This is a genomic window from Corallococcus sp. AB018 (genome assembly GCF_003986945.1).
Taxonomy (GTDB): domain Bacteria; phylum Myxococcota; class Myxococcia; order Myxococcales; family Myxococcaceae; genus Corallococcus; species Corallococcus exiguus.
The window spans coordinates 1-25,386 of record NZ_RAWR01000160.1 but is presented as its reverse complement, the minus strand read 5'-3'; the positions used below and the strand labels follow the sequence as shown (position 1 = coordinate 25,386).

22 protein-coding genes are annotated in these 25,386 nt (G+C 71.0%); 16 read left to right on the top strand and 6 right to left on the bottom strand.

Going from position 1 to position 25,386, the window contains the following annotated elements; translation table 11 throughout:
* Positions 1–236 precede the first annotated feature (236 nt).
* From uppS to D7Y11_RS29095, 10 genes are all read left to right on the top strand, one after another.
* Positions 237–1,034, top strand: coding sequence for a polyprenyl diphosphate synthase (gene uppS, locus D7Y11_RS29140; protein ID WP_120578794.1), 798 nt, complete (start codon positions 237–239; stop codon positions 1,032–1,034).
* Positions 1,031–1,858 (top strand): phosphatidate cytidylyltransferase, encoded by an 828-nt coding sequence (locus D7Y11_RS29135; protein ID WP_120578791.1) that lies wholly within the window; start codon positions 1,031–1,033, stop codon positions 1,856–1,858. The genes uppS and D7Y11_RS29135 overlap by 4 nt, the downstream gene beginning before the upstream one ends.
* An 84-nt stretch (positions 1,859–1,942) precedes the next feature.
* A complete protein-coding gene (rseP, locus tag D7Y11_RS29130; protein ID WP_120578790.1) occupies positions 1,943–3,574 on the top strand; it encodes an RIP metalloprotease RseP in 1,632 nt (543 codons plus the stop codon).
* A gap of 10 nt (positions 3,575–3,584) precedes the next feature.
* Positions 3,585–4,067, top strand: a complete 483-nt coding sequence (locus D7Y11_RS29125; protein WP_120578793.1) for a septal ring lytic transglycosylase RlpA family protein — start codon at positions 3,585–3,587, stop codon at positions 4,065–4,067.
* Positions 4,068–4,089: 22 nt separating this feature from the next.
* Positions 4,090–4,833: a tRNA (adenosine(37)-N6)-threonylcarbamoyltransferase complex dimerization subunit type 1 TsaB gene (tsaB, locus tag D7Y11_RS29120; protein WP_120578789.1), complete on the top strand. Its 744-nt coding sequence runs from the start codon at positions 4,090–4,092 to the stop codon at positions 4,831–4,833.
* Positions 4,834–4,900: 67 nt separating this feature from the next.
* Entirely contained in the window at positions 4,901–5,932 is a 1,032-nt protein-coding gene (locus D7Y11_RS29115) for an aspartate-semialdehyde dehydrogenase (RefSeq protein ID WP_120578788.1), read from the top strand.
* Between the two features lie 126 nt (positions 5,933–6,058).
* On the top strand, positions 6,059–7,111 hold the full coding sequence (locus tag D7Y11_RS29110; RefSeq protein ID WP_120578787.1) for an MXAN_2561 family MXYO-CTERM-anchored protein: 1,053 nt from the start codon (positions 6,059–6,061) through the stop codon (positions 7,109–7,111).
* A complete protein-coding gene (locus D7Y11_RS29105) occupies positions 7,108–7,827 on the top strand; it encodes an MXAN_2562 family outer membrane beta-barrel protein (RefSeq protein WP_120578786.1) in 720 nt (239 codons plus the stop codon). Before D7Y11_RS29110 ends, D7Y11_RS29105 begins: the two co-directional genes overlap by 4 nt.
* 11 nt (positions 7,828–7,838) lie before the next feature.
* A complete protein-coding gene (locus D7Y11_RS29100; RefSeq protein WP_126935318.1) occupies positions 7,839–9,647 on the top strand; it encodes a PKD domain-containing protein in 1,809 nt (602 codons plus the stop codon).
* A gap of 24 nt (positions 9,648–9,671) precedes the next feature.
* Positions 9,672–10,334, top strand: coding sequence for a molybdenum cofactor biosynthesis protein MoaE (locus tag D7Y11_RS29095; protein WP_120578784.1), 663 nt, complete (start codon positions 9,672–9,674; stop codon positions 10,332–10,334).
* 9 nt (positions 10,335–10,343) lie between these two features.
* On the opposite strand, the gene D7Y11_RS29090 is transcribed toward D7Y11_RS29095, so the two are convergent.
* From D7Y11_RS29090 to D7Y11_RS29075, 4 genes are all read right to left on the bottom strand, one after another.
* Complete coding sequence (locus tag D7Y11_RS29090) at positions 10,344–11,024, bottom strand: hypothetical protein (RefSeq protein ID WP_120578792.1); 681 nt, start codon at positions 11,022–11,024, stop codon at positions 10,344–10,346.
* An 86-nt stretch (positions 11,025–11,110) separates the two neighbouring features.
* Entirely contained in the window at positions 11,111–14,911 is a 3,801-nt protein-coding gene (locus tag D7Y11_RS29085; RefSeq protein ID WP_126935317.1) for an ATP-binding protein, read from the bottom strand.
* Between the two features lie 163 nt (positions 14,912–15,074).
* On the bottom strand, positions 15,075–16,493 hold the full coding sequence (locus tag D7Y11_RS29080; RefSeq protein WP_126935316.1) for an RIP metalloprotease: 1,419 nt from the start codon (positions 16,491–16,493) through the stop codon (positions 15,075–15,077).
* Positions 16,494–16,514: 21 nt separating this feature from the next.
* Positions 16,515–16,937 carry an NUDIX hydrolase gene (locus D7Y11_RS29075; protein ID WP_120529920.1) on the bottom strand — a complete coding sequence of 141 codons (423 nt, stop codon included), beginning with the start codon at positions 16,935–16,937 and terminating at the stop codon, positions 16,515–16,517.
* A gap of 73 nt (positions 16,938–17,010) precedes the next feature.
* Between D7Y11_RS29075 and D7Y11_RS29070 the strand changes: the two genes are divergently transcribed.
* Both D7Y11_RS29070 and acs read left to right on the top strand, forming a co-directional pair.
* On the top strand, positions 17,011–17,493 hold the full coding sequence (locus D7Y11_RS29070; RefSeq protein ID WP_233605158.1) for a hypothetical protein: 483 nt from the start codon (positions 17,011–17,013) through the stop codon (positions 17,491–17,493).
* Positions 17,494–17,556: 63 nt separating this feature from the next.
* Positions 17,557–19,509, top strand: a complete 1,953-nt coding sequence (acs, locus tag D7Y11_RS29065; protein WP_120578780.1) for an acetate--CoA ligase — start codon at positions 17,557–17,559, stop codon at positions 19,507–19,509.
* Positions 19,510–19,537: 28 nt separating this feature from the next.
* On the opposite strand, the gene D7Y11_RS43450 is transcribed toward acs, so the two are convergent.
* On the bottom strand, positions 19,538–19,693 hold the full coding sequence (locus D7Y11_RS43450; RefSeq protein WP_158624492.1) for a hypothetical protein: 156 nt from the start codon (positions 19,691–19,693) through the stop codon (positions 19,538–19,540).
* A gap of 236 nt (positions 19,694–19,929) precedes the next feature.
* Here D7Y11_RS43450 and D7Y11_RS29060 point away from each other — a divergent pair, with 236 nt between their 5' ends.
* The 4 genes from D7Y11_RS29060 (at position 19,930) to dusA (ending at position 24,451) form a co-directional block, all read left to right on the top strand.
* Positions 19,930–21,645 (top strand): dipeptidase, encoded by a 1,716-nt coding sequence (locus D7Y11_RS29060; RefSeq protein ID WP_121754853.1) that lies wholly within the window; start codon positions 19,930–19,932, stop codon positions 21,643–21,645.
* A gap of 138 nt (positions 21,646–21,783) precedes the next feature.
* Positions 21,784–22,755 carry a squalene/phytoene synthase family protein gene (locus D7Y11_RS29055; protein ID WP_121754854.1) on the top strand — a complete coding sequence of 324 codons (972 nt, stop codon included), beginning with the start codon at positions 21,784–21,786 and terminating at the stop codon, positions 22,753–22,755.
* 84 nt (positions 22,756–22,839) lie between these two features.
* Positions 22,840–23,370 (top strand): hypothetical protein, encoded by a 531-nt coding sequence (locus D7Y11_RS29050; protein ID WP_126935315.1) that lies wholly within the window; start codon positions 22,840–22,842, stop codon positions 23,368–23,370.
* A 79-nt stretch (positions 23,371–23,449) separates the two neighbouring features.
* Positions 23,450–24,451 (top strand): tRNA dihydrouridine(20/20a) synthase DusA, encoded by a 1,002-nt coding sequence (gene dusA / locus D7Y11_RS29045; protein WP_120578776.1) that lies wholly within the window; start codon positions 23,450–23,452, stop codon positions 24,449–24,451.
* A 1-nt stretch (position 24,452) separates the two neighbouring features.
* Here the strand turns inward: dusA and D7Y11_RS29040 are convergent.
* The coding region (locus D7Y11_RS29040; RefSeq protein ID WP_126935314.1) for a hypothetical protein at positions 24,453–25,386 on the bottom strand (934 nt) is incomplete at its 5' end.

Sequence of the window (25,386 nt, the reverse complement as noted above, 5' to 3'; positions counted from 1 at the left end):
CCCGCCGCCTGCCCGAAGGCCGGACCCGCCCCGAACACCCAGAACCCGAGCAGCCCGCCGAGCACCCGGAAGGAAGGACACCCATGAGGAGTTTTCATGGAAGACCACTTTAGCCGGGTTCATGTCCCCTCTCGAACCGTTCAACCCCAGCAGGCGACCATCCAACACCCCAGAGGGACCGGGCGGCCACGCGCCCGTGGACGCGACGCGGCGCCGCCGCTAGGGTGCGCGGCTTCATGGATCGCCCCCCCACAGTGTTGCCCACCGCCCTTGAGATCCAGGTCAAGGCCCGGCCACTCCCGCGCCATGTGGGCATCATCATGGACGGCAACGGCCGCTGGGCCGAGCTTCGCGGCCAGCCCCGGCTGGAGGGCCACCGCGAGGGCAGCGTGAGCGTCCGGGAAGTCACCCGCGCCGCCCGCCGTGTTGGCGTCCAGGCCCTCACCCTCTACGCCTTCTCCTCCCAGAACTGGGCCCGCCCGCCGGAAGAGGTCGCCGGCCTCATGGACCTCCTGCGCGAGTACCTGGAGTCCGAGCGCGCGGAAATCCTCGACAACGGCATCCGCCTCAACGCCATCGGCGAGGTGGACAAGCTGCCCCGCTACGTCCGCGAGCCGCTGGAGCGCCTCCGGGCGGACTCCGCCCACAACACGGGCATGGTGCTCACCCTGGCGCTCTCCTACGGCGGCCGCGAGGAACTCCTGCGCGCCGCGCGCGACCTGGCTCAGGCCGCTGCCCGTGGCGAGCTGGACCCCGCGCACCTGGACGCTGATGATCTGGAGTCACGGCTGTGGACCGCCGGACTGCCGCCGGTGGACCTCATCGTCCGCACCAGCGGCGAACAGCGCATCTCCAACTTCCTGCTCTGGCAACTGGCGTACGCCGAGCTGTGCTTCACCGACGCCCTGTGGCCTGACTTCCGCACCGAAGAGTTCCTGCGCTGCCTGTCGCAGTTCCAGGGCCGCGAAAGGCGCTTCGGTCTGACGTCCGCCCAGGTCAACCGGGACGACACCCCCCAGCGGGCCAAGGCGTGAACGAGAAGAACAAGAACCTCCTCATCCGCGTTGTCACAGGCGTCACCCTCCTGCCGCTGGTGCTCCTGCTCCTGTTCCTGGGCGGGTACTCCAGCGCCATCCTCCTGGGTGCCGCCGCGGCCGTGTGCGCCGGCGAGTACTACCTCATCACGCAGAAGCGCCTGGGCGCCGCCGCCTGGGTGGGCATGGCCTTCGCCTTCGTGATGCCGCTCTTGCCGCTGCGAGACGCCGCGCGCACGGGCGAGGCCGCCTTCTGGCTGACGTCCGTCTTCTTCTTCTTCGCGTGGATCTACAACCTGTTCCGGGGCGTGCTCGCGGAGGCCCCCACCCGGGCCGCGCACCTCGTCACGGGCTTCCTCTACGGCTCCATTGGCCTCACCGCGTTGTCCGCGCTGCGCCTGCTGCCGGAAGGGCACGCGTGGGTCATCTGCGCGCTCACCATCACCTGGGCCAACGACACGCTGGCGTACTTCGCCGGCCGCTTCCTGGGGAAGCACAAGCTCTACCCCGCGGTGAGCCCGAACAAGACGTGGGAGGGCTTCTTCGGCGGCATGGTCGGCTCCGTGCTGGGCATGTTCGTCGCCAAGCTCGGCTTCTTCCCCATCTTCACCGTGTGGGACTGTGTGGTGCTGGGCATCCTGGGTGGCCTGTTGGGCCCCGTGGGTGACCTGTGCGAGTCCATGCTCAAGCGCGCGTACGGCGTGAAGGACTCCGGAAAGCTCATTCCCGGACACGGCGGCGTGCTGGATCGCATCGACGCGCTCATCTTCAATGCGCCGCTGGTGTTCGTCTATGTGCAGTTCGTGAGGCACCTGCTGCCGTAAGTGCCTGATTTCGCGCCTGCCCGCCCGCCTTGCGGCGTGCGTTGTGCGTTGTCCGCCCCGGGGGGCGCGATTACTCTTCCGGCCATGCTCCTGAACCTCGGGTACTTCATCCTCCTGCTGGGCGTGCTCGTCACGGTGCATGAGCTTGGCCACTTCCTCGTGGCCAAGGCCTGCGGAGTGAAGGTCCTCAAGTTCTCCATCGGGTTCGGACCGAAGATCATCGGCTTCACCAAGGGGGAGACGGAGTACCAGGTGGCGCTGCTGCCCCTGGGCGGCTTCGTGAAGATGGCCGGAGACCTTCCGCACGAAGAGCTCCCGCCGGAAGAGGCCGCGCGCGGCTTCCTGGCGCAGCCGCCCTGGAAGCGCGGGCTGATTGTGCTCGCGGGTCCGGCCTTCAACCTGCTGTTCCCCATCCTGGTCTACTTCTTCGTCTTCCTGGGGCCCCAGGAGACGCTGTCCACGCGCGTGGGCATGGTGTCGCCGGACATGGCCGCCGCCGCCGCGGGCGTCCGCCCCGGAGACCGCATCCTGTCCGTGGAGGGCGAGCCGGTCCGCACCTTCGACGACATGCGCGACGCGTTCGTCGGCAAGTTCAACCGCCCCGTCCCCATCACCCTGGAGCGCGACGGGCAGCAGCAGGTGGTGGAGGTGACGCCGGAGAAGAGCTCGGAGGTGTCCCCGGTGGACACCATCGAGCGCGGGATGATTGGCGTGAGCCCCTACCCGCAGCCGCCGGTGGTGGGCGTGCCGCCGACGTCCCCCGCGGCCACCGCGGGCCTGAAGAGCTTTGACCGCGTGCTGTCCGTCAACGGCGTGCACGTGCAGGACGAGGCCGCCCTCTACCGGGAGGTGGCCAAGGTGCCGGAAGGCACCCCCATGGAGCTGAGCGTGGCGCGCCTGGCCCCCGTGGACGTGGGCGCCGTCACCGGCCGGCTGCCGGAAGTGGTGAAGGTGTCCCTGCCGCGTCAGCCCGGCGAGGGCGCGGCGGCGCTGGGCGCGGAGGCGGTGGACCTCTACGTGGCGAGCGTGGCCACCGGCAGCGTGGCGGAAGGCGCGGGCATCGTTCCGGGCGACCGCATCGTCGCCATCAACGGCACGCCGCTGAAGTCCTTCAACAAGCTGGCGACGGTGCTCAACGGTCTGCAGGCCCAGCCCTTCACGCTCACCTGGCGCGGTGCCCAGGGTGAGCGCACGGAGAAGCTTGCGCAGGCGCCGCTCAAGACCCGCGACGACTACGGCCAGACGAGCGCCCCGCTGGTGTTCGGCGTGCGCCCGTGGAGCTACAGCAGCGCGGACCTGCCGCCGGTGGAGAAGGTGACCATCGACCTGGGCCCGGCCGCCGCCTTCAAGGAGGCCGCGCTCATCGTCCCGAAGATTGTCGGGCAGATGGTGCAGGTGCTGGGCGGGCTGTTCGTGGGCAAGGTGTCGCCCAGCACGATTGGCGGCCCCATCATGATGTACCAGCTGGCCGCCAAGAGCGCCGAGCAGGGCCTGGACAGCTTCCTCAACCTGATGGCCATCATCTCCATCAACCTGGGCGTGATGAACCTGCTGCCCATCCCGGTGCTGGACGGCTTCCACCTGCTGTCCGCCGCGTGGGAGGGCATCCGCCGCCGCCCCATCCCCGTGCGCGTGCGCGAGGTGGCGAACATGGTGGGCCTGGCGCTGCTCATCCTGCTGATGCTGCTGGCCGTGACCAACGACGTGACCCGCTAGCGAGGTGATGATGCGAGGACGTACCGCGCTCCTGCTGCTGGGGATGGGATTCTTCGCTGGCTGTGCGTCGCGCGCGGCGAAGCCCCAGCCGCCGGAGACCTCTTCCGGTGAAGGGGGAACGAAGGTGACGCGCCGGGAGAAGATGCCCCGCAACTACCTGGGGGAGGGCGTCGCGTCCTTCTACGGTCCCGGCCTCCACGGCCGGCCCACCGCCAGCGGGGAGAAGTTCAACCAGAACGCCCTCACCGCCGCGCACCGCACGGAGCGCTTCGGGTCGTGCGTGAAGGTGATGAACATGGAGAACGGCCGCCAGGTGGAGGTGCGCGTCAACGACCGCGGCCCCTTCGTGGACGGCCGCATCATCGACGTGTCGAAGGCCGCGGCGAAGCAGCTGGGCATGCTGGACAAGGGCCTGGCGCGCGTGCGGCTGTACCGGTGCGGCAGCGACCGCGTGTCGCAGGTGCCGGTGGAGTTCTGGGCCGTTCCGGCCTGAGTGCCTTGAAACGAAAGAAGGGATGTCGCCTGTGTTGCTCGCGCTGGACACCTCCACGCTGACGCTGTCGCTTGCCCTGGTGGAACGCCAGGGGGACGCCGTGCGCGCCGTGGAGCACGTGGTGGTGCTTCCGCCGGAGAAGCAGAGCGAGGCGCTGCCCGGCGTCGTCGGGGATCTGCTCCAGCGTCACGGCCTGAAGCTGAAGGACCTGGAGGGGCTGGCGGTGGGCCTGGGGCCGGGGTCCTTCACGGGCCTGCGCATCGGCCTGGCCACGGTGAAGGCGCTGGCGTACGCCACGGGCCTCAAGGTGGCCGGCGCGTCATCGCTGGCGGCGGTGGCGCTGGAGGGACCGGAGGGCGTGCCGCTGTTCTGCCTCGCCGTGGCGCGCAAGGACGACCTCTATCTGGGCGCCTACCGCCGCGTGGGCTTCGCCGTGGAGGCGCTGGCGCCGGAGACGGCCATGTCACCGGAGGAGGTGGCCCAGCGCATGGCCGCCGAACCGGAGGCCGTGGCCCTGGGCCCCGCGCTCGCGGACTACCGCCAGGCGCTGGAGAAGCACGGCGTCGCGCCGCACCGGCTGCTGTCCGGCCCGGCCTTCCCGTCCGCGGTGGAGGTGGGGCGGCTGGCGAGGCTGCCGGAGGCGTACTCCCAGGAGGCGCTCTTCGCCCTGGAGCCGCACTACGTCCGCGCCTCCGAGCCGGAGCGCAACCCGAAGTTCCCGCCGCTGCCGGGCCCCGCGCCCACGGCGCGGCTGAAGGAAGACTGAAGCCTCCGCCTGAAGGGCGCTTCGTCGTGCTCGCGTGGGCGGAGGCGCTGACGTAAAGGAGCGCGTCATGAGAGAGAACCTTCGGATTGCCGTGGTGGGCGCCACGGGCGTGGTGGGCCGCGAGGTGCTGGCCAATCTGTACGCGCGCGACGTGCCGATGGAGCAGGTGCGGGCCTTCGGCTCGGAGCGCTCCAAGGGCCTGGAGGTGGAGTACGGCGAGGACACGCTGGAGGTGGAGCTCGCCTCGGCGGAGGCCTTCCGGGGCATCCACGTCGTGCTGCTGGCCACGCCCGCGGAGGCGTCCCGCAAGCTGGCCCCGGCCGCGCAGGCCGCGGGCGCGTGGGTGGTGGACGCAAGCAGCGCCTTCCGGAACGACGGCAACGTGCCGCTCATCCTCCCGGGCTTCAACACGGAGGCCCTGGGGCCGGGCTTCAGCTTCAAGGGCCGGGTGGTGAGCCTTCCGGGCATCGTCACCAGCGCCACCGTGCACCTGGTGGAGCCGCTGCGCCGCGCGTTCGGCGTGGTGCGCGCGCAGGTGACGGCGCTGATGGGCGCCTCCAGCGCGGGCGTGCGCGGCATCTCCGAACTGGAGAAGCAGACCGCGGACCTGTTGTCTGGCCGCGAGCCGGAGCCGCAGGTCTTCCCGCACCGCGTGGGCTTCAACCTGGTGCCCCAGGTGGGCGGCTTCATGGTGAACAGCCCGTGGACGGAAGAGGAGGGCGGCTGGACGCTGGAGGCCGCGCGCCTGTTCTCCGCCCTGGGCGAGACGCCCGTCCTGGCCGGCACCGCCGTGCAGGTGCCCACCTTCCACGGCCACGGCCTCACCGTGAACGTGCAGCTGAAGAAGCCGGGCCCCGTGGAGCAGGTGCGCGCCGCGCTGAAGACGTCCCCGTCTCTCAAGGTGCTGGATGCCCCCGGCGAGCGCATCTACCCCATGCCCATGCTGGTGATGAGCGACCCGGCCGTCCACGTGGGCCGGGTGCGCGCCTTCCCCCAGGCCCCGGAGTGGGTGACGCTCTTCGCGTCCGTGGACAACGCCGGCCGGGCCGCCGCCCACCTGGTGGACGCGGGCCTCAAGCTGGCGGAACGCCCCTCCTGACATTTTGGCAAAGCCCCCGGGGGCACCTTGCCTGTTTGGCGCGCGAACCCGGGGTTTTCCTTGGGAAACAGGCCGTCTGGACGGGGCTTGAGGGTGGCCCCGCCCTTGCTAGCTTCCAGCCCATCCATGCGCCTTCCCTTCATTGGCCTCTTGCTCTTCGCGTCCACGGCCGTGGCCCAGACGGGGCCCACGGTGCAGTTCACGAGTTCGTCCACCGCCACGAACAACACCGTCACGGTGCCCAAGAGTGAATGTGGCCAGGAGCGCCGCTTCAGTTGGCAGCGCAGCGGGAGTGCTTGTGAGGACTCGATCTATCTCTACGTGACCACGGGGTCCTGCGGCACGCGGCCCGCGTCCACGGACCTGGTCCTGGCTTCGCTCGACTCGGCCAACACGGCGACGAACGGCGTCGTGGACTTCACCGTGGGAGAGGCGCTCGCCGCGCGCGGCGGCAACTCGGACGCGGGCACCGTGACGACGTGCGACACCCAGGACACGGAGATCTCCTTCAAGCTGTGCGCGTCCGCGCGGCGGCTGGGCGGCAGCCTGGGGCTGGATTGCCAGGAGACCTTCTCCAACGTGGGCAGCCCCCCCTTCGTGGTGAAGTACGACCCGCAGCCGCCCGCCACGCCCAGCATCGCCAAGGTCATCGCCCGGGACTCGGCGCTGTCGGTGCAGGTGGATGGCGCGGAGGCGAACTCCACCGTCGTGGTGGAGGCGGCGAGGGTGGCCACGGCGGGCTCGGATGACGCCGGGACGGATGAGGATGCCGGTACGGACACCGATGCCGGGACGGACACCGATGCCGGGACGGACGTGGACGCGGGCACGGAGGACGGCGGGCAGGGGCTGGTGGGCGCGCTGGCGCTGGAGGGCACCACGGGGCCGGTGACGCGCGTCACCAAGGCATCCGGCGAGGGCAACGTCGTCGTCAACGGCCTCACGAATGGCGTGACGTACCGGCTCCAGGCGACCATCATCGACACGGCGGGCAACGTGAGCACGGGGTCCGCCCAGGTGGATGCGACGCCCGTGAAGAGCAATGGTTTGTTCGATGCCTATGTGGAAGATGGCGGTCAGGAGCGCGGCGGGTGTGCCGCGACCGGCGGCGGCATCGCGGGTGGCGCGGTGCTGGCCGCCCTGGGCATCTGGCTGTCGTCTCGGAGGAAGGTGTCATGAGCAGCACGGCTGTGGGCCTGGGAGTCGCGGCGCTTCTCTTGGCGGTACCGGCGGTGGCGCAGGAGGTGACCATCCCCACGCGCTCTCCGCGCACGGGCGCGGTCATCTTCCGCGCGGGCGGCTACAAGCCGCGCATCGACACCGAGAAGGCCCTGAACGGCAACACGCCGTACAAGGACACCTTCGGTGACACGTCGCTGCTGCTCGTCGAGGGGGAGCTCCAGCGCTTCTTCTACCAGGGCATCGGCACGGCGGGCCTGGGCCTGGGCCTGGGCTACGGGGAGAAGTACGCGGACGCCAAGCTGGATGACGGCTCGGCGGCGGCGGACAAGGCGGCGCTGAAGGTGCTGCCCATCCAGCTCAACGCCTTCTACAAGTTCGACTACGCGGCCTTCCGCTGGGGCATCCCGCTGGTGCCGTACGCCAAGCTGGGGCTCATCTACTCCCCCTGGTGGATGACCAAGGGCAGCGCCACGGAAGAGGTGGAGGGCAGCAAGGGCAGCGGCGGCAAGTGGGGCTGGGGAGGCACCGCCGGCGTGTCGTTCCTCCTGGACGTGCTGGAGCCGCGCTTCGCGCGCGACTTCGACTCGGACCTGGGCGTGAACCACTCGTACCTCTTCGCCGAGTACACGCATGCGGATGTGAACAACTTCGGCGGCGAGGGCCTGAACCTGGGCAGCCGGCGCTGGATGTTCGGTCTGGCGTTGGACTACTAACCGAAAGGCCCATGGCCTCCCGACCGCGCGCGCACCCGTCCCCGCTTCCGTTCCTCCTCCTCCTGGCCGCCGTGGGCCTGGGAGTCTCCGGTTGCCGGGGGCTGAGGGCGGACCTGGGACCGGAGCGCACGCTGGAGGCGGGAGTGCCGGAGGCCTTCGGCTCCACCTCCCCGAAGGCGCCCTCCATCACCTGGGACTTCGGGGACGGCACGCCGCCCCAGACGGTGCCGGGCGTCCGCCACGCGTGGGCCACCGCCGGCCGCTACACCGTGCGGGCGCTGGACGGGGACAAGGAGCTGGCCCGGGTGGTGCTCACCGTGGTGCCGCGCCCGGTGCTCCGCGCGGTGCCCGAGGACGCGCAGACCGTCCTCTGGGTGCCCCGTCTGCGCGGCAACGTGGAGGGGTTGGTGAACTTCTACGGGCGGCTGGTGGGCGAGGGCAACATGCGCCAGACGCTGGCGGACACGCCGCTCGTGCCGCTGCTGCTGCGCAGCCTGGGGCCCGGTCCCTCGGAGGTGGACCCCGAGGAGGGTTTCGGCTTCTTCCTCCTTCCGGACTTCGACGGCGTGGTGGCGCTCCTGGGCGTGACGGATTCGCGGGCGGCGCTCGCGGCCGTGGCGCGCGAGCTGCGGAGCGCCGGCCACCGGGTGCTGCCTCGCGAGGATGGCAGCGCGCGCGTGGAGCCGGTGGACGGTGGCAACGCCATGTTGCTCTTCGCGGACCGGGGCTACGTGTACCTCGCGGTGCCGGATTCGCCGGACGCGCCGGAGCCCGGGGAGACGGTGAAGGCGCTGGCGGTGGCGGAGTCTCCGGACGTGGAGCTCGTGCGCCGCAAGGTGGAGGCGCTGTCCGGACCGGGCATCTCCGAGAACGCGCTCCTGGCGGAGCTGCGCGGCAAGGTGCGCGACGGCAGCGTGTTCCTCTTCTCCGCGCCGCCGGTGCCGGAGGCGGAGAAGGAGGACATGCCGGTGCGCGGCTTCTTCGGCGCGCTCGCGGTGCAGGCGGACCAGGCGGAGCTGGACGGCTTCCTGGCCTCGTCCCGGCCGCTGCTGGGCGGCGCGCGGGGGCCGGCGTCGCAGCTGCTGGGACGCGCGGCGGTGGGGCCGGTGGCGGCGGCGCAGCTGTCGGTGCCTCCGGAGGAGCTGGCGCGGCTGGTGTTCGGCTCGCCGGAGTCGCCCCGGCGGCAGCGGACGCTGGAGCGCTGGCGCAAGCAGGGGCTGGACGCGGAGCCGCTCCTCAAGGCGCTGCGCGGCGACGTGACGATGCTCGTCTACTTCGACGCGGCGGCCTTCTTCCGGAGCTTCATCCAGGACCAGCGCCCCGCGCCCAAGGGCACGGTGGTGATGGAGGCGGGCCTCGCGTCCGTGCCGCCGGTGCTCCAGCTCATCCAGAAGCAGCTGCAGGACAACGGGCTCGTCTTCCAGAAGGAGGCGCAGGGCGGCACCACGCGCTTCCGCACGCGGCTCATGGAGCAGCCGGTGTCGCTCACGCTCACCCCGGAGCGCGCCACGCTGGAGGCGGGCGAGGTGCTCAACGGCCGCGAGCTGGGGGACGTGGGCAAGACGCTGCGCACGCGCTTCGGCGCGGAGGCGTTCGGGCCGGGCCACCTGTCGCTGATGGTGGACATGGGGCAGCTGCGGGCGGACCTCGCCGGGGTGCGCTCGGTGCCGGGCGTCGCGACGGCGAAGCTCCTGATGAGCCAGCTCTTCGTGACGGCGCTCCTGGAGAAGTTCACCCCCTTCGAGTACGGGTTCCTCGACTTCTCCCCGGTGGACGGCGGCGGGCGGCTCCAGGGCCGCGTCGTGCTGCGCGAGCGCTAGGGACACGCAAGCAGGAGGCAGGCCATGTCCGTCACGGTGCTGTACTTCGCCGCGGCCCGCGAGCGCGCGGGCCTGTCCCGCGAGTCGTTGGACGTGCCGCCCGGGGCGCGCGTCTCGGACGTGCTCGCGTTGCTCGCCTCGAAGCACCCTCCGCTGGCGCCGCTCCTGCCGCACCTGCGCGTGGCGGTGCAGCAGCAGTTCGTGGGGCTGGACTCACCGGTGGCGCCGGACGCGGAGCTGGCGTTGATTCCGCCCGTGGCCGGTGGGGCGCCGCGCCTCTTCTCCGTGGTGGGCCGGCCGCTCCAGCTCGCGGAGGTCGTGGACGCGGTTGCGTCCCAAGGGGCGGGCGGGCTGGTGACGTTCTCCGGCGCCGTGCGCGACCAGACGAAGGGCCGGCGCGTGCTCCGGCTGGAGTACGAGGCCTACGCGCCCATGGCGGAGGCGAAGCTCACGGAGATTGGCGACGAGGTGGCGCGGACGTGGCCGGGCACGCGGCTGGCCATCATGCACCGCGTGGGCACCCTGGTGCCGGGCGAGCTGGCCGTCGTCATCGCCGCGGCGTCCGCGCACCGCAAGGAGGCCTTCCTGGGCTGTGAGTACGCCATCGAGCGGCTCAAGCAGGACGTGCCCATCTGGAAGAAGGAGTACTTCGAGGACGGCGAGGTCTGGGTGGGCCTGGGGCCCTGAGCCCGCGTCCTAGCGCACGCCGAAGCTCGCCGGGACGGTGACGCGCACGCCGCCGTCCTGCTGTTGCGTGGCGCGCTCGGCTTCCGTCATGGGCTTCATCGGCTTGTCCAACCCCATGGCCTTGCGCCGCGCCTCTTCCTTGTCGTGGGCCACCTGCAGCGCCCGCGCGTTGTTCGCGGCCATGCGCGCCGGATCCGGCCCCATGACGAGGAAGGCGACGGGCGCGCTCAGGAAGAGGATGGCCACCGTGATGAGCCAGGCCACGTCCCGCACGCGGAAGCGCCCCGCGCGCTCCTTCACCACCGACGGCTGCAGCAGCAGGTTCAGCTCGCCCTCCACGAGGCGCAGCGTCATGCCCTCGCACAGCTCCACCGCGGTGCGGCCCGGGGCGCCCGTCAGCTCGTCGGGGCCCACCGGTTGGAAGTCGTGGCCCTTGAGGCTCTTCTCCACGCGGGCGGACGGCGGCACGTGGATGCGCCAGCCCTTCGGAGTGCGTTCGGCGAGGAGGAAGGGCTCCTCCGGCAGCGTGAAGCCGTAGAGGGGCAGGGGGGCTTTTTCGTCGGGCGCGGCGTGGACCTGGCCCAGCTCGGGGCCATAGCTCCAGGCCTCCGCCAGGGAGGTGCCCCAGTACAGCTCGCAGAAGAGTCCGCCGTCCGCCACGGAGGCGGAGGGCGCGGAAGGCGTGGGCATGTCGGGCCGGAGCATAAGGCCTTGGCCGCCGCCCGGCCTTTGCTTCGTGAGGCTGGACGTCCCCTGGACGACGGGCGGCCTGCTGCTCAGGCGCCCGTCAGGTCCTTGAGCAGCGCCTCCAGCGTCTCGAAGTGCAGCGGCTTCACCAGGTGCGCGTCGAAGCCCGCGGCCTTGGAGCGCTGGCGGTCGGACTCCTGGCCGTACCCCGTCACCGCCACCAGCTTGAGGGGGCGGGGCTCCTCCTGCTGGCGCAGCAGGCGGGCCAGTTCGTAGCCGTCCATCACCGGCAGGCCGATGTCCAGGAGCGCGATTTCAGGGCGGAACTCCTTCGCCGCCTCCAGGCCGCTGGGGCCGTCGTAGGACACGCGCGTCGTGCAGCCGAGGAACTCCAGGGACTCGGAGAGCACGTCCGCCGCGTCCCGGTTGTCGTCCACGATGAGCACGCGCGCGCTCACGGAGGTGGGCTCCTGGGGGACGAGCGCGCCGGGCTGCGGCGTGGGCAGCGCGGCGGGGGCCTCCGCCTCCAGCGCGGGCAGGCGCACGGTGAAGGTGCTGCCGCGGCCCCGGCCCGCGCTGTGCGCGCTGATGGCGCCTTCGTGCAGCGTCACCAGGCTCCGCGCGATGGCGAGCCCCAGTCCCAATCCGCCCTGTGAGCGGTCCAGGGCCTGATGCTCCTGCACGAAGAGGTCGAACACGCGCGGCAGCATCTCCGGCGCGATTCCCACGCCGGTGTCGCGCACGCTGAGGACGAGCTCGCGGCCCTCGCGCGTGCCCGTCACGGCCAGGAAGCCGCCCGGCTCCGTGTACTTGGCGGCGTTGGTGAGCAGGTTGGCGAACACCTGCGCCAGGCGCGTGGGGTCGCCGTTCAGGTCCATGCCGCGGTCAGGCAGGTCCACCTCCAGCGTGTGCTGGCGCTGGTCGATGAGCGGGCTGATCTGCTCGATGGCCTTCGCCACCACGTCGGTGAGCGTGACGCGCTCGCGCTTGAGGGTGACCTTGCCCCGGGTGACGCGGCTGACGTCCAGCAGGTCGTCCACCATGCGCACCAGGTGCGTCACCTGCCGCTCGATGAGCGTGCGCTCACGCTCCGCCGCCGTTTCACCCCTCAGGCGCATCAGCTGGAGCGCGGTGAGGATGGGGGCCAGGGGATTGCGCAGCTCGTGGCCGAGCATCGCGAGGAACTCGTCCTTGGCGCGGTTGGCGGCCTCCGCCTCGCGGCGCGCGGTGGCCAGCTCCGTCACGTCGAAGGCGACCACGATGATGGACTCCACCTGGCCCTTCGCGTCGCTCATGGGCTGGTAGACGAAGTCGAAGAACACCTCGCGCGCGGACTGGTTGGGGCCGTCGTTGAAGACGACGCGCAGGGAGCGGCCGATGTACGGCTCGCCCGTGGTCAAGACGCCGTCCAGCAGCTCGTAGATGCCCTGGCGCGCCAGGTCCGGCAGGGCGTCGCGGATGGCCTTGCCCGTCACGTCCCGGTTGGCGACGAGCTTGAGGTAGTTCTGGTTGGCGAACTCGAAGACGTGCTCCGGGCCGCGCAGGATGGCGATGCCCACGGGCGTGTGCTGGAAGATGCGCGCCAGCCGCTCGCCGTGCGCGGCCTCCAGCTTGCGCAGCCGGGAGCGCGTGAGCTGCGCGGTGACGCGCGCGAGCAGGTCGCGGGTGGAGAAGGGCTTCACCAGGTAGTCATCCGCGCCAGCGTTGAGGCCCTCTTCCTGGGCCTCCTCGCCCGCGCGGGCGGACAGCAGGATGACGGGCACCGTGCGGGTGCGCTCGTCCGCGCGCAGGGCCTGGAGCAGCCCGAAGCCGTCCAGCCGGGGCATCATCACGTCGGACAGGATGAGGTCCGGGGGCCGAGCGAGCGCGGCCTGGAGCGCGGCCTCGCCGTCCGCCACCGCTTCCACCGTCCAGTGCGCGCCGAGCAGCCGGCCCACGTACTCGCGCATGTCCGCGTTGTCGTCCGCGAGCAGCACGCGCCCGCGCTCCTCCATCCCCAGCGACGCCGGGTCGATGGTTGGGGGTGTCCCGTCGTCATTGGCCGGCGGGGATGGCCCGTCCGTCAGCCAGCCGAGCGCGTCGCGCACGTAGGGGTCCGCGCCCGCGGGCAGCGAGCGTTGGCTCTTCGCGGACGTCACGTGCTCCGGCGGCAGGTGGGCGAAGCCCGTGGGGATGCACACGGTGAAGGTCGTGCCGCGCTCCAGCTCGCTCTGGACGGTGAGGGTGCCGCCGTGCAGCCGCACCAGCTCATGCACCAGCGCCAGGCCGATGCCGGAGCCTTCGTGGGAGCGCGCGCGGGCGCCGTGCACGCGGTGGAAGCGCTCGAAGAGGCGGGGCAGCTCGTGCGCGGGGATGCCGGTGCCGGTGTCGGTGACGCGCAGCTCGATGTACCCGTCCTTCAGCGCCTGCGCCACGGTGATGGTGCCGGTGAAGGTGAACTTCAGCGCGTTGGAGACGAGGTTGAGGACGATCTTCTCCCACATCTCGTGGTCCACCCAGGCCGGCTCCGGCAGGGGCGGACAGTCCACGTCGAGCACCAGGCCCGCGCGCTCGATGGCGGAGCGGAAGGCGCTGGCGAGCCCGGCGGTGAGGGCTGCCAGGTCGGTGGGCTCGTAGGCGGCGCGCACGCGCCCGGCCTCGATGCGCGCGAAGTCCAGCAGCGTGTTGACCAGCTTGCGCAGGCGCACGGCGTTGCGGTGCACCGTCTCCAGCGAGTCGCCCTGGAGCGTTCGCTCGGGGCTGGCGAGCGCGTCCTCGGTGGGACCCAGGAGCAGCGTGAGCGGCGTGCGCAGCTCGTGGCTGATGTTGCTGAAGAAGGCCGTCTTCGCGCGGTCCAGCGCGGCAAGCTCCTCCGCGCGCTGACGCTCTGCCTGGTAGGCGCGCGCGTTGGCGACCGAGGCCGCGACCTGCTCGGCGGTGGCCTGGAAGAAGGCGTGATAGCTCGCGTCGAGCAGCCGCCGGGGACTGACGCCGCCCACGAGGAAGCCGGACGGCCGGGACTGGCCGGGCTGCGTCAGGGCGCGCACCACGGCGAGCGATGGCGGCGTGTTCCAGCGGCCGCCGGGCAGGGCATGGAGGCGCTGCCCCAGGTCCTTCACGATGACGGAGTCACCGGTGCGGGCGGCCTCGGCGAAGGGCCAGTCGGTGCCGGACTCGGAGGAGAGGGACTGCTGCGTGGGCAGCGCGGCCAGGACGGTGTCGGGCAACCGGCTGCTGCCCGCGAGGCGCGCGGTGTCGCCGTTCGCGTCCAGCAGGTAGAGCAGGGAGAACGGCAGGTCCAGGTCGTTGCCCGCGAGCACGTCCAGGCTGGTGCGGCAGGCCTGCTCCGGGGACTTCGCGTCGGCGGAGCGGGCCGCCAGGTCGCGCAGCATGCGCAGCTGCCGGTCGAACTGCACCTCCTGCGTCGTCTCCCGCACGGTGACGAGCACGCCGCCCACGCCGCCCTGCTCGTCGGGGATGGGGCTGTACGAGAACGTGTGGAACGTCTCCTCGACGAACCCCCGGCTGTTGAGGAACAGCGCCAGGTTCTCGCTCCAGGTCGCGGGGCCGCCGTTGAGCACGCCCCGGGCCATGGGGCCGACGACGTCCCAGATCTCCGACCAGATGGTCTCGCCCGGCGCGCCCAGGGAGCCGGGGTGCTTGCGGCCCAGCACCGGACGGTACGCGTCGTTGTAGACCTGGATCATCTCCGGGCCCCACCACATGAGCATGGGGAACCGGTTGTGGAGGACGACGCCCACCATCGTCTTCAGGCTGACGGGCCAGTCGCGTGACGGACCCAACGGCGTGCGCGACCAGTCCAGCGAGCGCACCAGTTCACCCATCTCGCCGCCGCCCGCGAAGTGGCGCTCCTCGGAAGGGGGGATGACGGGGGGCGGGGGCTGGATCATGCGGATCTCTGATGGGCGGCGCGAGGTGGCAGAAGCCTTGGGCTTGTATTGGCGCACACGCGGTCGTGCAATCACCGAGGTGGATTGCGACCGTGCGGCACCTGCCATCCAACAATGGCTCCGCTTCCTGGAAGGAGGGCAGTGGAGCAGGCGGACGGACGCCTCAGGGAGGCAACGGCGTCACGACGCGCGCCGGTTGCGCGGACGTGCCCGCGTCCAGAGGCGCGACGGGGGACCCGGACGTCCCTGCATCCAGCGCAGTAACGACGGACACGGGAGTCCCCGCATCCGGAGGAGTCACGGCGGACACGGATGTCCCTGCATCCGGCTGCGCGGCGGTGGACACGGCCGTGCCCGCGTCCTGCACCTTGGGAACGACAACGGTCGCGGACGTCCCGGCATCTGGAACCGCGGGCGCCACGGCCACCGGTTTCGGCGCCACCGGCGCGGGGCTCGCCACCGCGAGGACGCCCGCATCCAGGACGACAGTCGCGGGCGTGGCGACGGGCGCGACAGCGGGGGCCTTCACGCCAGGGGGCGGAGCCTCTGACGACGGCAGCGCGCGGCGGATCTCCGCGCCCGCCGTGGCCACGATGCCAATGGACAGGAAGAGGAACCCGGCCGTCTGCGCCACCGTCTCCACGCGAGGCGGGATGCGCCGGCCACTCACCGCTTCGATGGCGAGCAGCAGCACCCGGCCGCCATCCAGTCCCGGCACCGGCACCAGCGTCAGCATCGCCAGCGCCACGGACGCCGCCACCAGCGCGCGCACCAGCGCATCCGTCCCGGACGCGGTGGACGACGCGACGTCGGACGACTCCTGGCGCATCATCGCGCCCGGCCCGGCCTTGCCCGCGACCTCCGGCCCGCGCACCATCGCCACCAGCGTGGACAGCGCCTCGGACGCCACGCGCCCGGTGTGCACCAGCGACTGGGTGAACGCCTCTCCAGGCGCGTGCGTGCGGAACACGTACTGCTGGCTCACGCCGATGCGCCCCGCGCCGCGCTCGTCCGCCCGGGGCCGCACCGTCACCGTGCGCGGCTCGCCGTGCCGGTCCACCGAAAGCTCCAGCTGCCCGCCCACCCCGTCCGCCACCCGCGCGACGAAGTCGGACCAGCTCGCCAGCGGCTTGCCGGCCACGGCCACCAGCTTGTCTCCGGGCAACAGCTGCGCCCGCGCCGCCTCCGAACCCGGCAGCACCGTGCCCACCGTCAGCGGCACCACCACGTGCGTCCCGGACGAATACAGCGCGAACAAGAGCCCCAGCGCGACCGCGTAGTTCGCCAGCGGCCCCGCCAGGATGATGGCCATCCGCTTGAGCGGCCCCAGCGTGCCGAACCCGGATGTGTCCTCCTCCGCGGAGCGGTGCGGGTTCATCCCTTGAAGATTGGCGGACGCGCCCAGCGGCACCGCGCCCAGCACGAACTGCGTCCCGCCCAGCCGGAACGACAGCAGCGGCGGCCCGAAGCCCACGGTGAAGCGCGGCACCCGCACGCCCAACAGGCGCGCGGCCACCAGGTGCCCCAGCTCATGGACGATGAGCAGCGCTCCGAGCGCCAGGAGGACGAACAGGTAGTGCATCCGTGGAGGCCCGTCCTACGCCTACAGCTTGCGGCGCTTCCCGGTGCGCTTGTACGTCAGGTAGTCGGACAGGATGGTGCCGTGGTCGAAGCACAGGTCCTTGGGCAGCGCGTCCACGGTGAACGTCTTCGCCTCCGCCGCGTCGTCCGCGCCCACCGGCTCGCCCGTCGCCTTCGCGATGAACACCGTCGAAATCGTGTGCAGGCGCGGGTCGCGCTTCGGATCCGAATAGCTGAAGAACTGCTCCTCCAGCGTCACGTCCAGGCCCGTCTCCTCCTTGGCCTCGCGGATGGCCGCTTTGTCCAGGGGCTCACCTTCGTCCACGAAGCCGCCCGGCAGCGCCCAGCCCACCGGCGGGTTCGCGCGGCGGATGAGCACGATGCGCTCTCCGGACAATTCGATGATGCAGTCCACGGTGGGTTTGGGGTTGCGGTATTCAGGCATGGCGTCGCACTCTACCCAAAGCCCCCTGGCGAGCGCCCGTTCCGGATGCCTCCCGTGGGCGATGGTGCGTGCCGTGTCTACCCTGCGACGCCTCAGCCTCACCGCCCTCCTGGCCTCCACCCTGGCGGGCTGCCTGCCCTACAGCCAGAACGAGGGTGTGTACGAGCTCATCCCCACGGAGACGCTGCGCGACGACTGCGGCCTCCTGGAGCAGTTCCAGGGCAACCTCCAGTTGAATCTTCAAATCGCCGGACGCGTGGTGCGCGCGGACTTCGGCGTGCAGAACATGCAGCTGCTCGGCTACGTCCTGGAGGACGGCGAGGCGTTCACCGCCGACGGCAGCGTGGCCAACGTCAGCACCACCGTCGACGGGACGAATGAGTGCCTGCTCGACCAGGTCCGCGTGCACCTGGACGCGACCACCGTGTGCGCCACGAAGTTCAGCGGGCAGATGCGGCTGGCCTACGACGCCAACAACAACACGGACTGCACCTGCGAGCTGTGGATCCGCTTCGACGGCGTTCAGGGGAACACCCGCTGCGAAGGGAACCCTTGAGATAGCGAGAAGGGCTTCCTACAACATGGGGGCTGTTCCCACGCTCCAGCTGGAGGAACGCCCATGGCAGACCCGCAGGAAATCGTCTCGGTCCTGACCGAGTCCCGCGTCTTCCCCCCGCCCGAGGACTTCTCCCGGCGGGCCCACATCCGCGACATGCAGGACTATCAGCGGCTGTGGGACGAAGCCGCGAAGGATCCGGACAAGTACTGGGGCGACCGCGCCCGCGAGGAGCTCTACTGGAAGGAACCCTTCCAGACGGTGCTGGACTGGAAGCCGCCCCACGCGCGCTGGTTCGTCGAGGGGAAGACCAACCTCGCCTACAACTGTCTGGACCGGCACCTGCCGAAGCTCAAGGACAAGCCCGCCATCCTCTTCGAGGGCGAGCCGGGCGACCGCCGCACCCTCACCTACGGAGAGCTGTCCCAGCAGGTGAACCGGCTGGCCAACGGGCTCAAGTCGCTGGGCGTGAAGAAGGGCGACCGCGTGGGCATCTACCTGCCCATGGTGCCGGAGGCCGCCGTCGCGATGCTGGCGTGCGCGCGGCTGGGCGCGGTGCACTCGGTGGTGTTCGGCGGCTTCTCCGCGGAAGCGCTCCAGGACCGCATGAAGGACGCGGGCGCCAAGGTGCTGCTCACCGCGGACGGCGGCTGGCGCAAGGGCGCGGTGGTGCCGCTGATGAAGAACGTGGAGGCCGCGCTCCCGAACGCTCCCAGCATCGAGAAGGTCATCGTCCTCACCCGCACCGGTGACGGCAAGCTGCCCGAAGGTCCGAAGTTCCTGGCCTGGGACGCGCTGGTGAAGGGCCAGTCCGACGTCTGCGAGCCGGAGTGGGTGGAGAGTGAACACCCGCTGTTCATCCTCTACACGTCCGGCTCCACCGGGAAGCCCAAGGGCGTGCTGCACACCACGGCTGGCTACGCGATGAACGCGTCGCTCACCACGCGCTGGGTGTTCGACCTGCGCGATGACGACGTCTACTGGTGCACCGCGGACGTGGGCTGGGTGACGGGCCACACGTACGTCGTCTACGGCCCGCTGATGAACGGCGTCACCACCATCATCTACGAGGGTGCGCCCACGCAGCCGGGCCCGGACCGCTTCTGGGACATCATCGAGCGCTACAAGGCCACCATCCTCTACACCGCGCCCACCGCCATCCGCGCCTTCATGCGCCTGGGCGACGAACCGGTGAAGAAGCACAACCTGACCTCGCTGCGCCTCTTGGGCAGCGTGGGCGAGCCCATCAACCCCGAGGCGTGGATGTGGTACCGCGACGTCATCGGCGGGGGGCGCTGCCCGGTCGTGGACACGTGGTGGCAGACGGAGACGGGCAGCATCATGGTTTCACCGCTGCCCGGCGCCACGCCCACCAAGCCCGGCTCCGCCACGTTCCCGCTGCCCGGCATCCACGCGGAGATTCTCGACCGCGACGGCAAGCGCGTGCCCAAGGGGCAGGGTGGGCTGCTCTTCGTGACGAAGCCCTGGCCGTCCATGCTGCGCACCGTGTACGGGGACCCGGAGCGGTACGTGAACACGTACTTCAGCGAGCTGCCCGGCATGTACTTCACCGGCGACGGCGCGCGCACGGACGCGGACGGCTACGTGTGGCTGATGGGGCGCGTGGACGACGTGGTGAACGTGGCGGGCCACCGCCTGGGCACCGCGGAGGTGGAGAGCGCGCTCGTGGCGCACCCGAAGGTGTCCGAGGCCGCCGTGGTGGGCCGCCCGGATGACCTGAAGGGCACGGCGCTCGTCGCCTTCGTGACGCTCAAGCAGGGCAACGCGCCTTCAGAAGCGCTCAAGAAGGAGCTGGCCGTGCACGTGGGCAAGGAGATTGGCGCCATCGCGCGGCCGGATGTCATCCGCTTCGCGGAAGGGCTGCCCAAGACGCGCTCCGGGAAGATCATGCGCCGGCTGCTGCGCGACGTGGCCGCGGGCAAGCAGTCCTCGCAGGACACCACCACGCTGGAGGACCTCAACGTGCTGGCGGCGCTGCGCCAGAACGACGAGTAGCCGCCAGGTACCGCAAGCCGGCCGTCCCCTAGGCGTCCTTCGGGCCCTTCTGGGGGCGGCCGTGCTTGTCCTTCACCTGCTCGCGGTCCGCCTTGCTCCACCAGATGCGGGAGCTCCACAGGGCGGGGCCGAGCACGACCGTGAGGACGAAGAACACCACCAGGCCCACCACGATCTCCGTCACGGTTTCCTCCAAAGGGAGCCCTGGGGTTCGGAACGCCCCGGGCAGGAAAAGGCAACCCTAGCGTCCCCACACGACGGGTGCCATCCAACGTGGGGGTCGGGAAGTAGCGCGGGGCTCAACGGCCATCGGCTTCTCGCATGGCGTCATGCGGCAGGGCTGCCGGGGCCCGGGCGCTCGGGTGCCGGGCAACCTGTCTGGGCGGGCAGCGGGCGGCGGTCCTGCTAGATTGCGCCGCCATGAACCGATTCCCTTCGACCCTCTTCACCGCGCTGCCGCTGACGGCGGTGCTCGTCGCCCCCGTTGTCGCGGACGCCTGCACCAGCATGCTGGTGACGAAGGGCGCCACGACGGACGGCTCCACGTTCATCACCTACGCGGCGGACGCGCACGAGCTGTACGGCGAGCTGTACTACACGCCCGCCCGCCGCCACGCGGCCGGCTCCATGCGCGACGTCATGGAGTGGGACACCGGCAAGTTCCTGGGCCGCATCAAGCAGCCGGCCGCCACCTATTCGGTGGTGGGCAACATGAACGAGCACCAGCTGTCCATCAGCGAGTCCACCTTCACGGGCCGCAAGGAGCTGGAGGGGCCCTCGGGCATCATCGACTACGGCTCGCTCATCTACATCGCGCTGGAGCGCTCGAAGACGGCGCGTGAGGCCATCCAGGTGATGACGGACCTGGTCGCCGAGTACGGCTACGCGTCCACCGGTGAGACGTTCTCCATCGCCGACCCCAAGGAGGCGTGGCTCCTGGAGATGATTGGCAAGGGCGAGGGGCAGAAGGGCGCGGTGTGGGTGGCCCGCAAGCTGCCGGACGGCTACATCTCCGCGCACGCCAACCAGTCGCGCATCCGCCAGTTCCCGCTCAACGACAGCGCCACCACGCTGTACTCGCCGGACGTCATCTCCTTCGCGCGCGCGAAGGGCTGGTACACGGGCGCGGACAAGGACTTCAGCTTCGCGGACACGTACCACCCGCTGGACTTCGGCGGGCAGCGCTTCAGCGAGGCGCGCGTGTGGAGCATCTTCCGCCGCGCGGCCCCGTCCCAGAAGCTGGGCGTGGAGTTCGCGGACGGCGCGGACACCACGAAGCGGCTGCCCCTGTGGGTGAAGCCGGACAAGAAGGTGTCCGTGCAGGACGCCATGGCGCTCATGCGCGACCACTTCGAGGGCACGCCGCTGGACATGTCCAAGGACGTGGGCGCGGGGCCCTACGCGGTGCCCTACCGCTGGCGCCCCATGACGTGGGACGTGGACGGCAAGAGCTACGTGCACGAGCGCGCCATCTCCACGCAGCAGACGGGCTTCTCCTTCGTCGCGCAGATGCGCTCCACGCTGCCGGACGCCATTGGCGGAGTGCTCTGGTTCGGCGTGGATGACACCTTCACCACCGTCTACACGCCCATGTACGCGGGCATCCGGCAGGTGCCGAAGAACTTCTCCCAGGGCGTGGCCAGCCGCGGCGAGTTCTCCTGGGACTCGTCCTTCTGGGTCTTCAACTGGGTGTCGAACCAGGCCTACGGGCGCTGGAGCGACATGATTGTCGACGTGCAGAAGGCGCAGGGGGACCTGGAGGGCCAGTTCCTGGCGGACCAGGCCAACATCGAGAGCATCGCGCAGGTGCTCTACAAGCGGACGCCGGAGCAGGCCCGCCAGTACCTCACCGAGTACTCCCTGCAGCAGGGCGACAAGGTGCACGCGCGCTGGCGCAAGCTGGGGGAGCAGCTGCTCGTGAAGTACATCGACGGCAACGTGCGCGACAACACGGGCAAGGTGGGCCACCCGCGCTACCCGGACGCGTGGTACCGCCGCATCGCGGCTGACAACGGCAAGATCCTGGAGTCGCACGAGAAGCCGGAGCCGAAGCCCGCCGCCCCCGCCGCGCCGGCCCAGCCCGCTGCTCCCGCGCAGCCCGCGGCCCCGAAGCCCACGGTCGCTCCGGCGCCCTGAAGCACCGGTAAAACCCGGGCGCGCGGTGTCCGTCCTGGCCCCGCGCGCCGGGCTCGCACGTTCTCGCGTGTGTCGGTGGATGGCTTGTGGCAGTGAGGGCGCGGGCGGCAGGCACGCCCGTGCCCGGAGGACGGTTCCTTGAGTGACGCCCCCACCGCGACGGCCCTTCCGTTCCGGGATGACGAACTGACGGACTTCCTCGTGCGGACCAGCCGCACGTTCGCGCTCGCCATCCCGCTGCTCGACGAGCCGCTGCGCCGCGAGGTGGGCCTGGGCTACCTGCTGTTGCGCGTCGCCGACACGCTGGAGGACGCCGCTCCCTGGACGCGCGACGAGCGGCGGGAGGCGCTGGCCGCCTTCGAAGCCCTGCTCCAGGAGAAGCCGGGCACGGACGCCGGGGCGTTGTCGCGCGAGTGGCTGTCGCGCCGCCCCAGCGAGAACGCGGGCTACCTGGACCTGCTCGCGCGCACGCCCACGCTGCTGGCGAGCCTGGACGCCCTGCGCCCGGAGGCCGGCGCCATCCTGCGCCACTTCGTGCTGAAGACGGTGCAGGGCATGGGGCAGGTGCTGGCCGGTGCGTCCGAGGACGGACTGTTGAAGCTCGGGTCGCTCCAGTCCCTGCGTGACTATTGCTACATCGTGGCGGGACTGGTGGGGGAGCTGCTCACGGAGCTGTTCGTCCTGGATTCTCGCCTCGCGCTGTACGCGCCGAACCTGCGCTCGCTGGCCCCGCTGTTCGGAGAGGGGCTCCAGCTGGTCAACATCCTCAAGGACGCGCGCCAGGACCGGAAGGAGGGCCGCGTGTGGCTTCCGGACGGCGTGCAGCTCCAGGACGTGGAGCAGCTCGCGGGCCAGGACCTGATCGCCGCGGCGCGCTACGTGCGCTCGCTGTTCCTGGCGGGAGCGCCCCGGGACATGCTCGCCTTCACCACGCTGCCGCTGCTCCTGGCCCAGGCCACCCTGGAGCTGCTGGTGCGCGACGGCGCGGGCGCCAAGGTGTCGCGCGCGGTGGTGACCGCCCAGATGATGACCCTCCACGCCGCGCTCGAACGGGGCACGCTCCCCGAAGCCGTGGAGGCGCTCGCCGGGCCCATGCCGGGCGGCCCCTGAAAAGCGTTGACCGGGAAGCAACTCCAGGGCGTCCGCGCCGGATAATTCCGGTGCAGGTGTTCCCCCTCTGGAGTCGTGTCCCCCATGAACTGCGCCCGCTCCACACCGGCGGTCATCGTCTACTTCCCCGCGCGTTCGGAGAGCTCGCCTCCGCGGGTGCAGCGCCGGGCGGTCCAGGTGGAGCGGCGGGGTGGGGGGCTGCCGTTCGCCGCCACGCGTCAACGCGGCCTGTGGACCTTCCAGACGTCGGCGGGGCCGGAGCGGTGGCTGCCCGGGCGGGTGCGCGGCAAGGACCGGATGCAGGCGTTCCTGGTGGACGTGCTGGGCTTCGGCGCGGTCATCCAGACGTATGACGTGTCGGCGGACACGCGCAGCGACTCGCTCCCCGGGCACCCGGACTTCGCGAAGAACTTCGACCTGTTCCTGCACCACTACGCGGGCGCGCTGCTCAAGCAGGCGGCTCCGGAGGTGGCCTTCGCCCGCGCGCTGGGGCAGGTGGTGATGCTCAATGGCCAGCAGTGGGCCGGGCTGGGCTTCACCCTGACGGACGCCGGCCAGCGGTTGGTGGACGCGTGGCTCGCGGAGCAGGGCGTGGTGCTCGGCACTACCGCCTGAGCCCGGTCGTCCGCCTGCTTCCAGAGGGAGCCTCGGGAGACCCTGGGCGGACGGCGGGAGTCCGGATATGGGTAGGGCGATGACTGCCCTGGCCTACCCCATGCCGCTGTGTGTCGCGCCGATGATGGACTGGACGGACCGGCACTGCCGGTACTTCTTCCGGCTCATCTCCCGTCACACGCTGCTCTACACGGAGATGGTGACCACGGGCGCGGTGCTGCATGGCAAGCGCGACCGCCTGCTGGGCTTCACGCCCGCCGAGCACCCGGTGGCCCTTCAGCTGGGCGGCTCGGAGCCCGCGGACCTGGCCGCCTCCGCGCGCATTGGCGAGGAGTGGGGCTACGACGAGATCAACCTCAACGTGGGCTGCCCCAGCGACCGCGTGCAGTCCGGCCGCTTCGGCGCGTGCCTGATGGCGGAGCCGGACCTCGTCGCGCGCGGTGTCGCCGCCATGCGCGAAGCGGTGCGCATCCCCGTGACGGTGAAGTCGCGCATCGCCATCGACGACCTGGAGGAGTGGTCCACGCTGGAGGACTTCGTGAAGCGCGTCTCCGCCGCGGGCTGCACGCGCTTCATCGTGCACGCGCGCAAGGCGTGGCTGCAGGGCCTGTCTCCCAAGGAGAACCGGGACGTGCCGCCCCTGCGCTACGACCTGGTGCACCGGCTCAAGGCCGAGTACCCGCACCTGGACATCAGCCTCAACGGCGGCATCAAGACGCTGGACGCGGCGGCGGAGCACCTGGGCCGCGTGGACGGCGTGATGATGGGCCGCGCGCCCTACGAATCCCCGTACCTGCTGGCGGACGCGGACCGGCGCTTCTTCGGGAGCACGCAGGCGCCCCTCACGCGGCACGAGGTGGTGGACGCGATGCTGCCGTACATCGAAACGCAGATGAGCCAGGGGGCGCCGCTGGGCGCCATCACCCGGCACATGCTGGGCCTCTTCCAGGGCCTGCCCGGCGCGCGAGCCTGGCGCCGGCACCTGAGCGAGAACGCCCACAAGGACGGCGCGAGCCCGGAGGTGGTGCGCACCGCCGCCGCGAAGGTGCCGCGCGACGCCGACCTCCAGGCCGTGGCCTGATTCAGCGCTTGGGCACGGTGGTGCAGCACCCGGAGCGCGCGCAGCGGACCCAGCCCTGGTTCTGGCAGAGCTGATCATTCGTGCACGCGGGGCCCTGGCCCGGCTGTCCGCAGGTGGAGGACGGGCCGCCTCCGCCCCCGCCGCTGTCGAAGGGCACCGCGGCCTGGATCTTCACCATGGGGCAGCGGGGCTGCGGGCCATTGCCCGCGCAGTTGTTGGAGGCGCCGCTGGTGACGTTCGTCGGGCACGTCATGGGCGCCGAGGGGCGCAGTTGATCATCCACGGAGAAGCAGACGCCGACCTCCAGGAGGTTGCACTTCGGGTCGCAAGAGAAGGCGACGCTGTCGCGCTGTCCGAACGCGGCGCGCAGGTTCTCCAGCGCCACGCTCCCGCCGACGTTGTCCGTGAGCGCGGCCGGAGTTCCCTGGTCGCCCGGCAATGACAGCAGCGCGTCGATGGTGCTCTGGAAGTAGGTCCGGGCGTCCATCCCCGTGCAGCTGCCGTGCTTGGGCCACTCGTGGTTCGCGAGGAAGTAGTTGTCCGTGATGAAGCCCGGCCCGTAGGTGCCCATGGCGTGTGGAATCGTGGCGGGGTCGGGGAAGCACTTCGAAGGGGCATTGCTGCCCTGGCATTCGCAGAGCCCGCCGCAGAATGCCGGATAGGTGCAGTTGAGCTCTCGCGCCTCCTCGTCGTTGAACTGGGGCCACAGTCCGTGGATCGTGAGGTGCGTCGCGCCGAAGGTGCCTTCCAGGTGCTCGCACTCCTCCTTGTCCGGATGGGTCCGGCAGAAGGTGGGGGCCCACGTCAGCGCGAGCAGGTACGTGCCGAAGCGCGGCGTGGCGCACGCGCCCCCGTCCTGCGCGCTGGCATCACCCTTGAAACAATTGCAGGCGGTGGCCTGGGGCCGGCCGAACTCGAACTCGATGGCTTCCGGC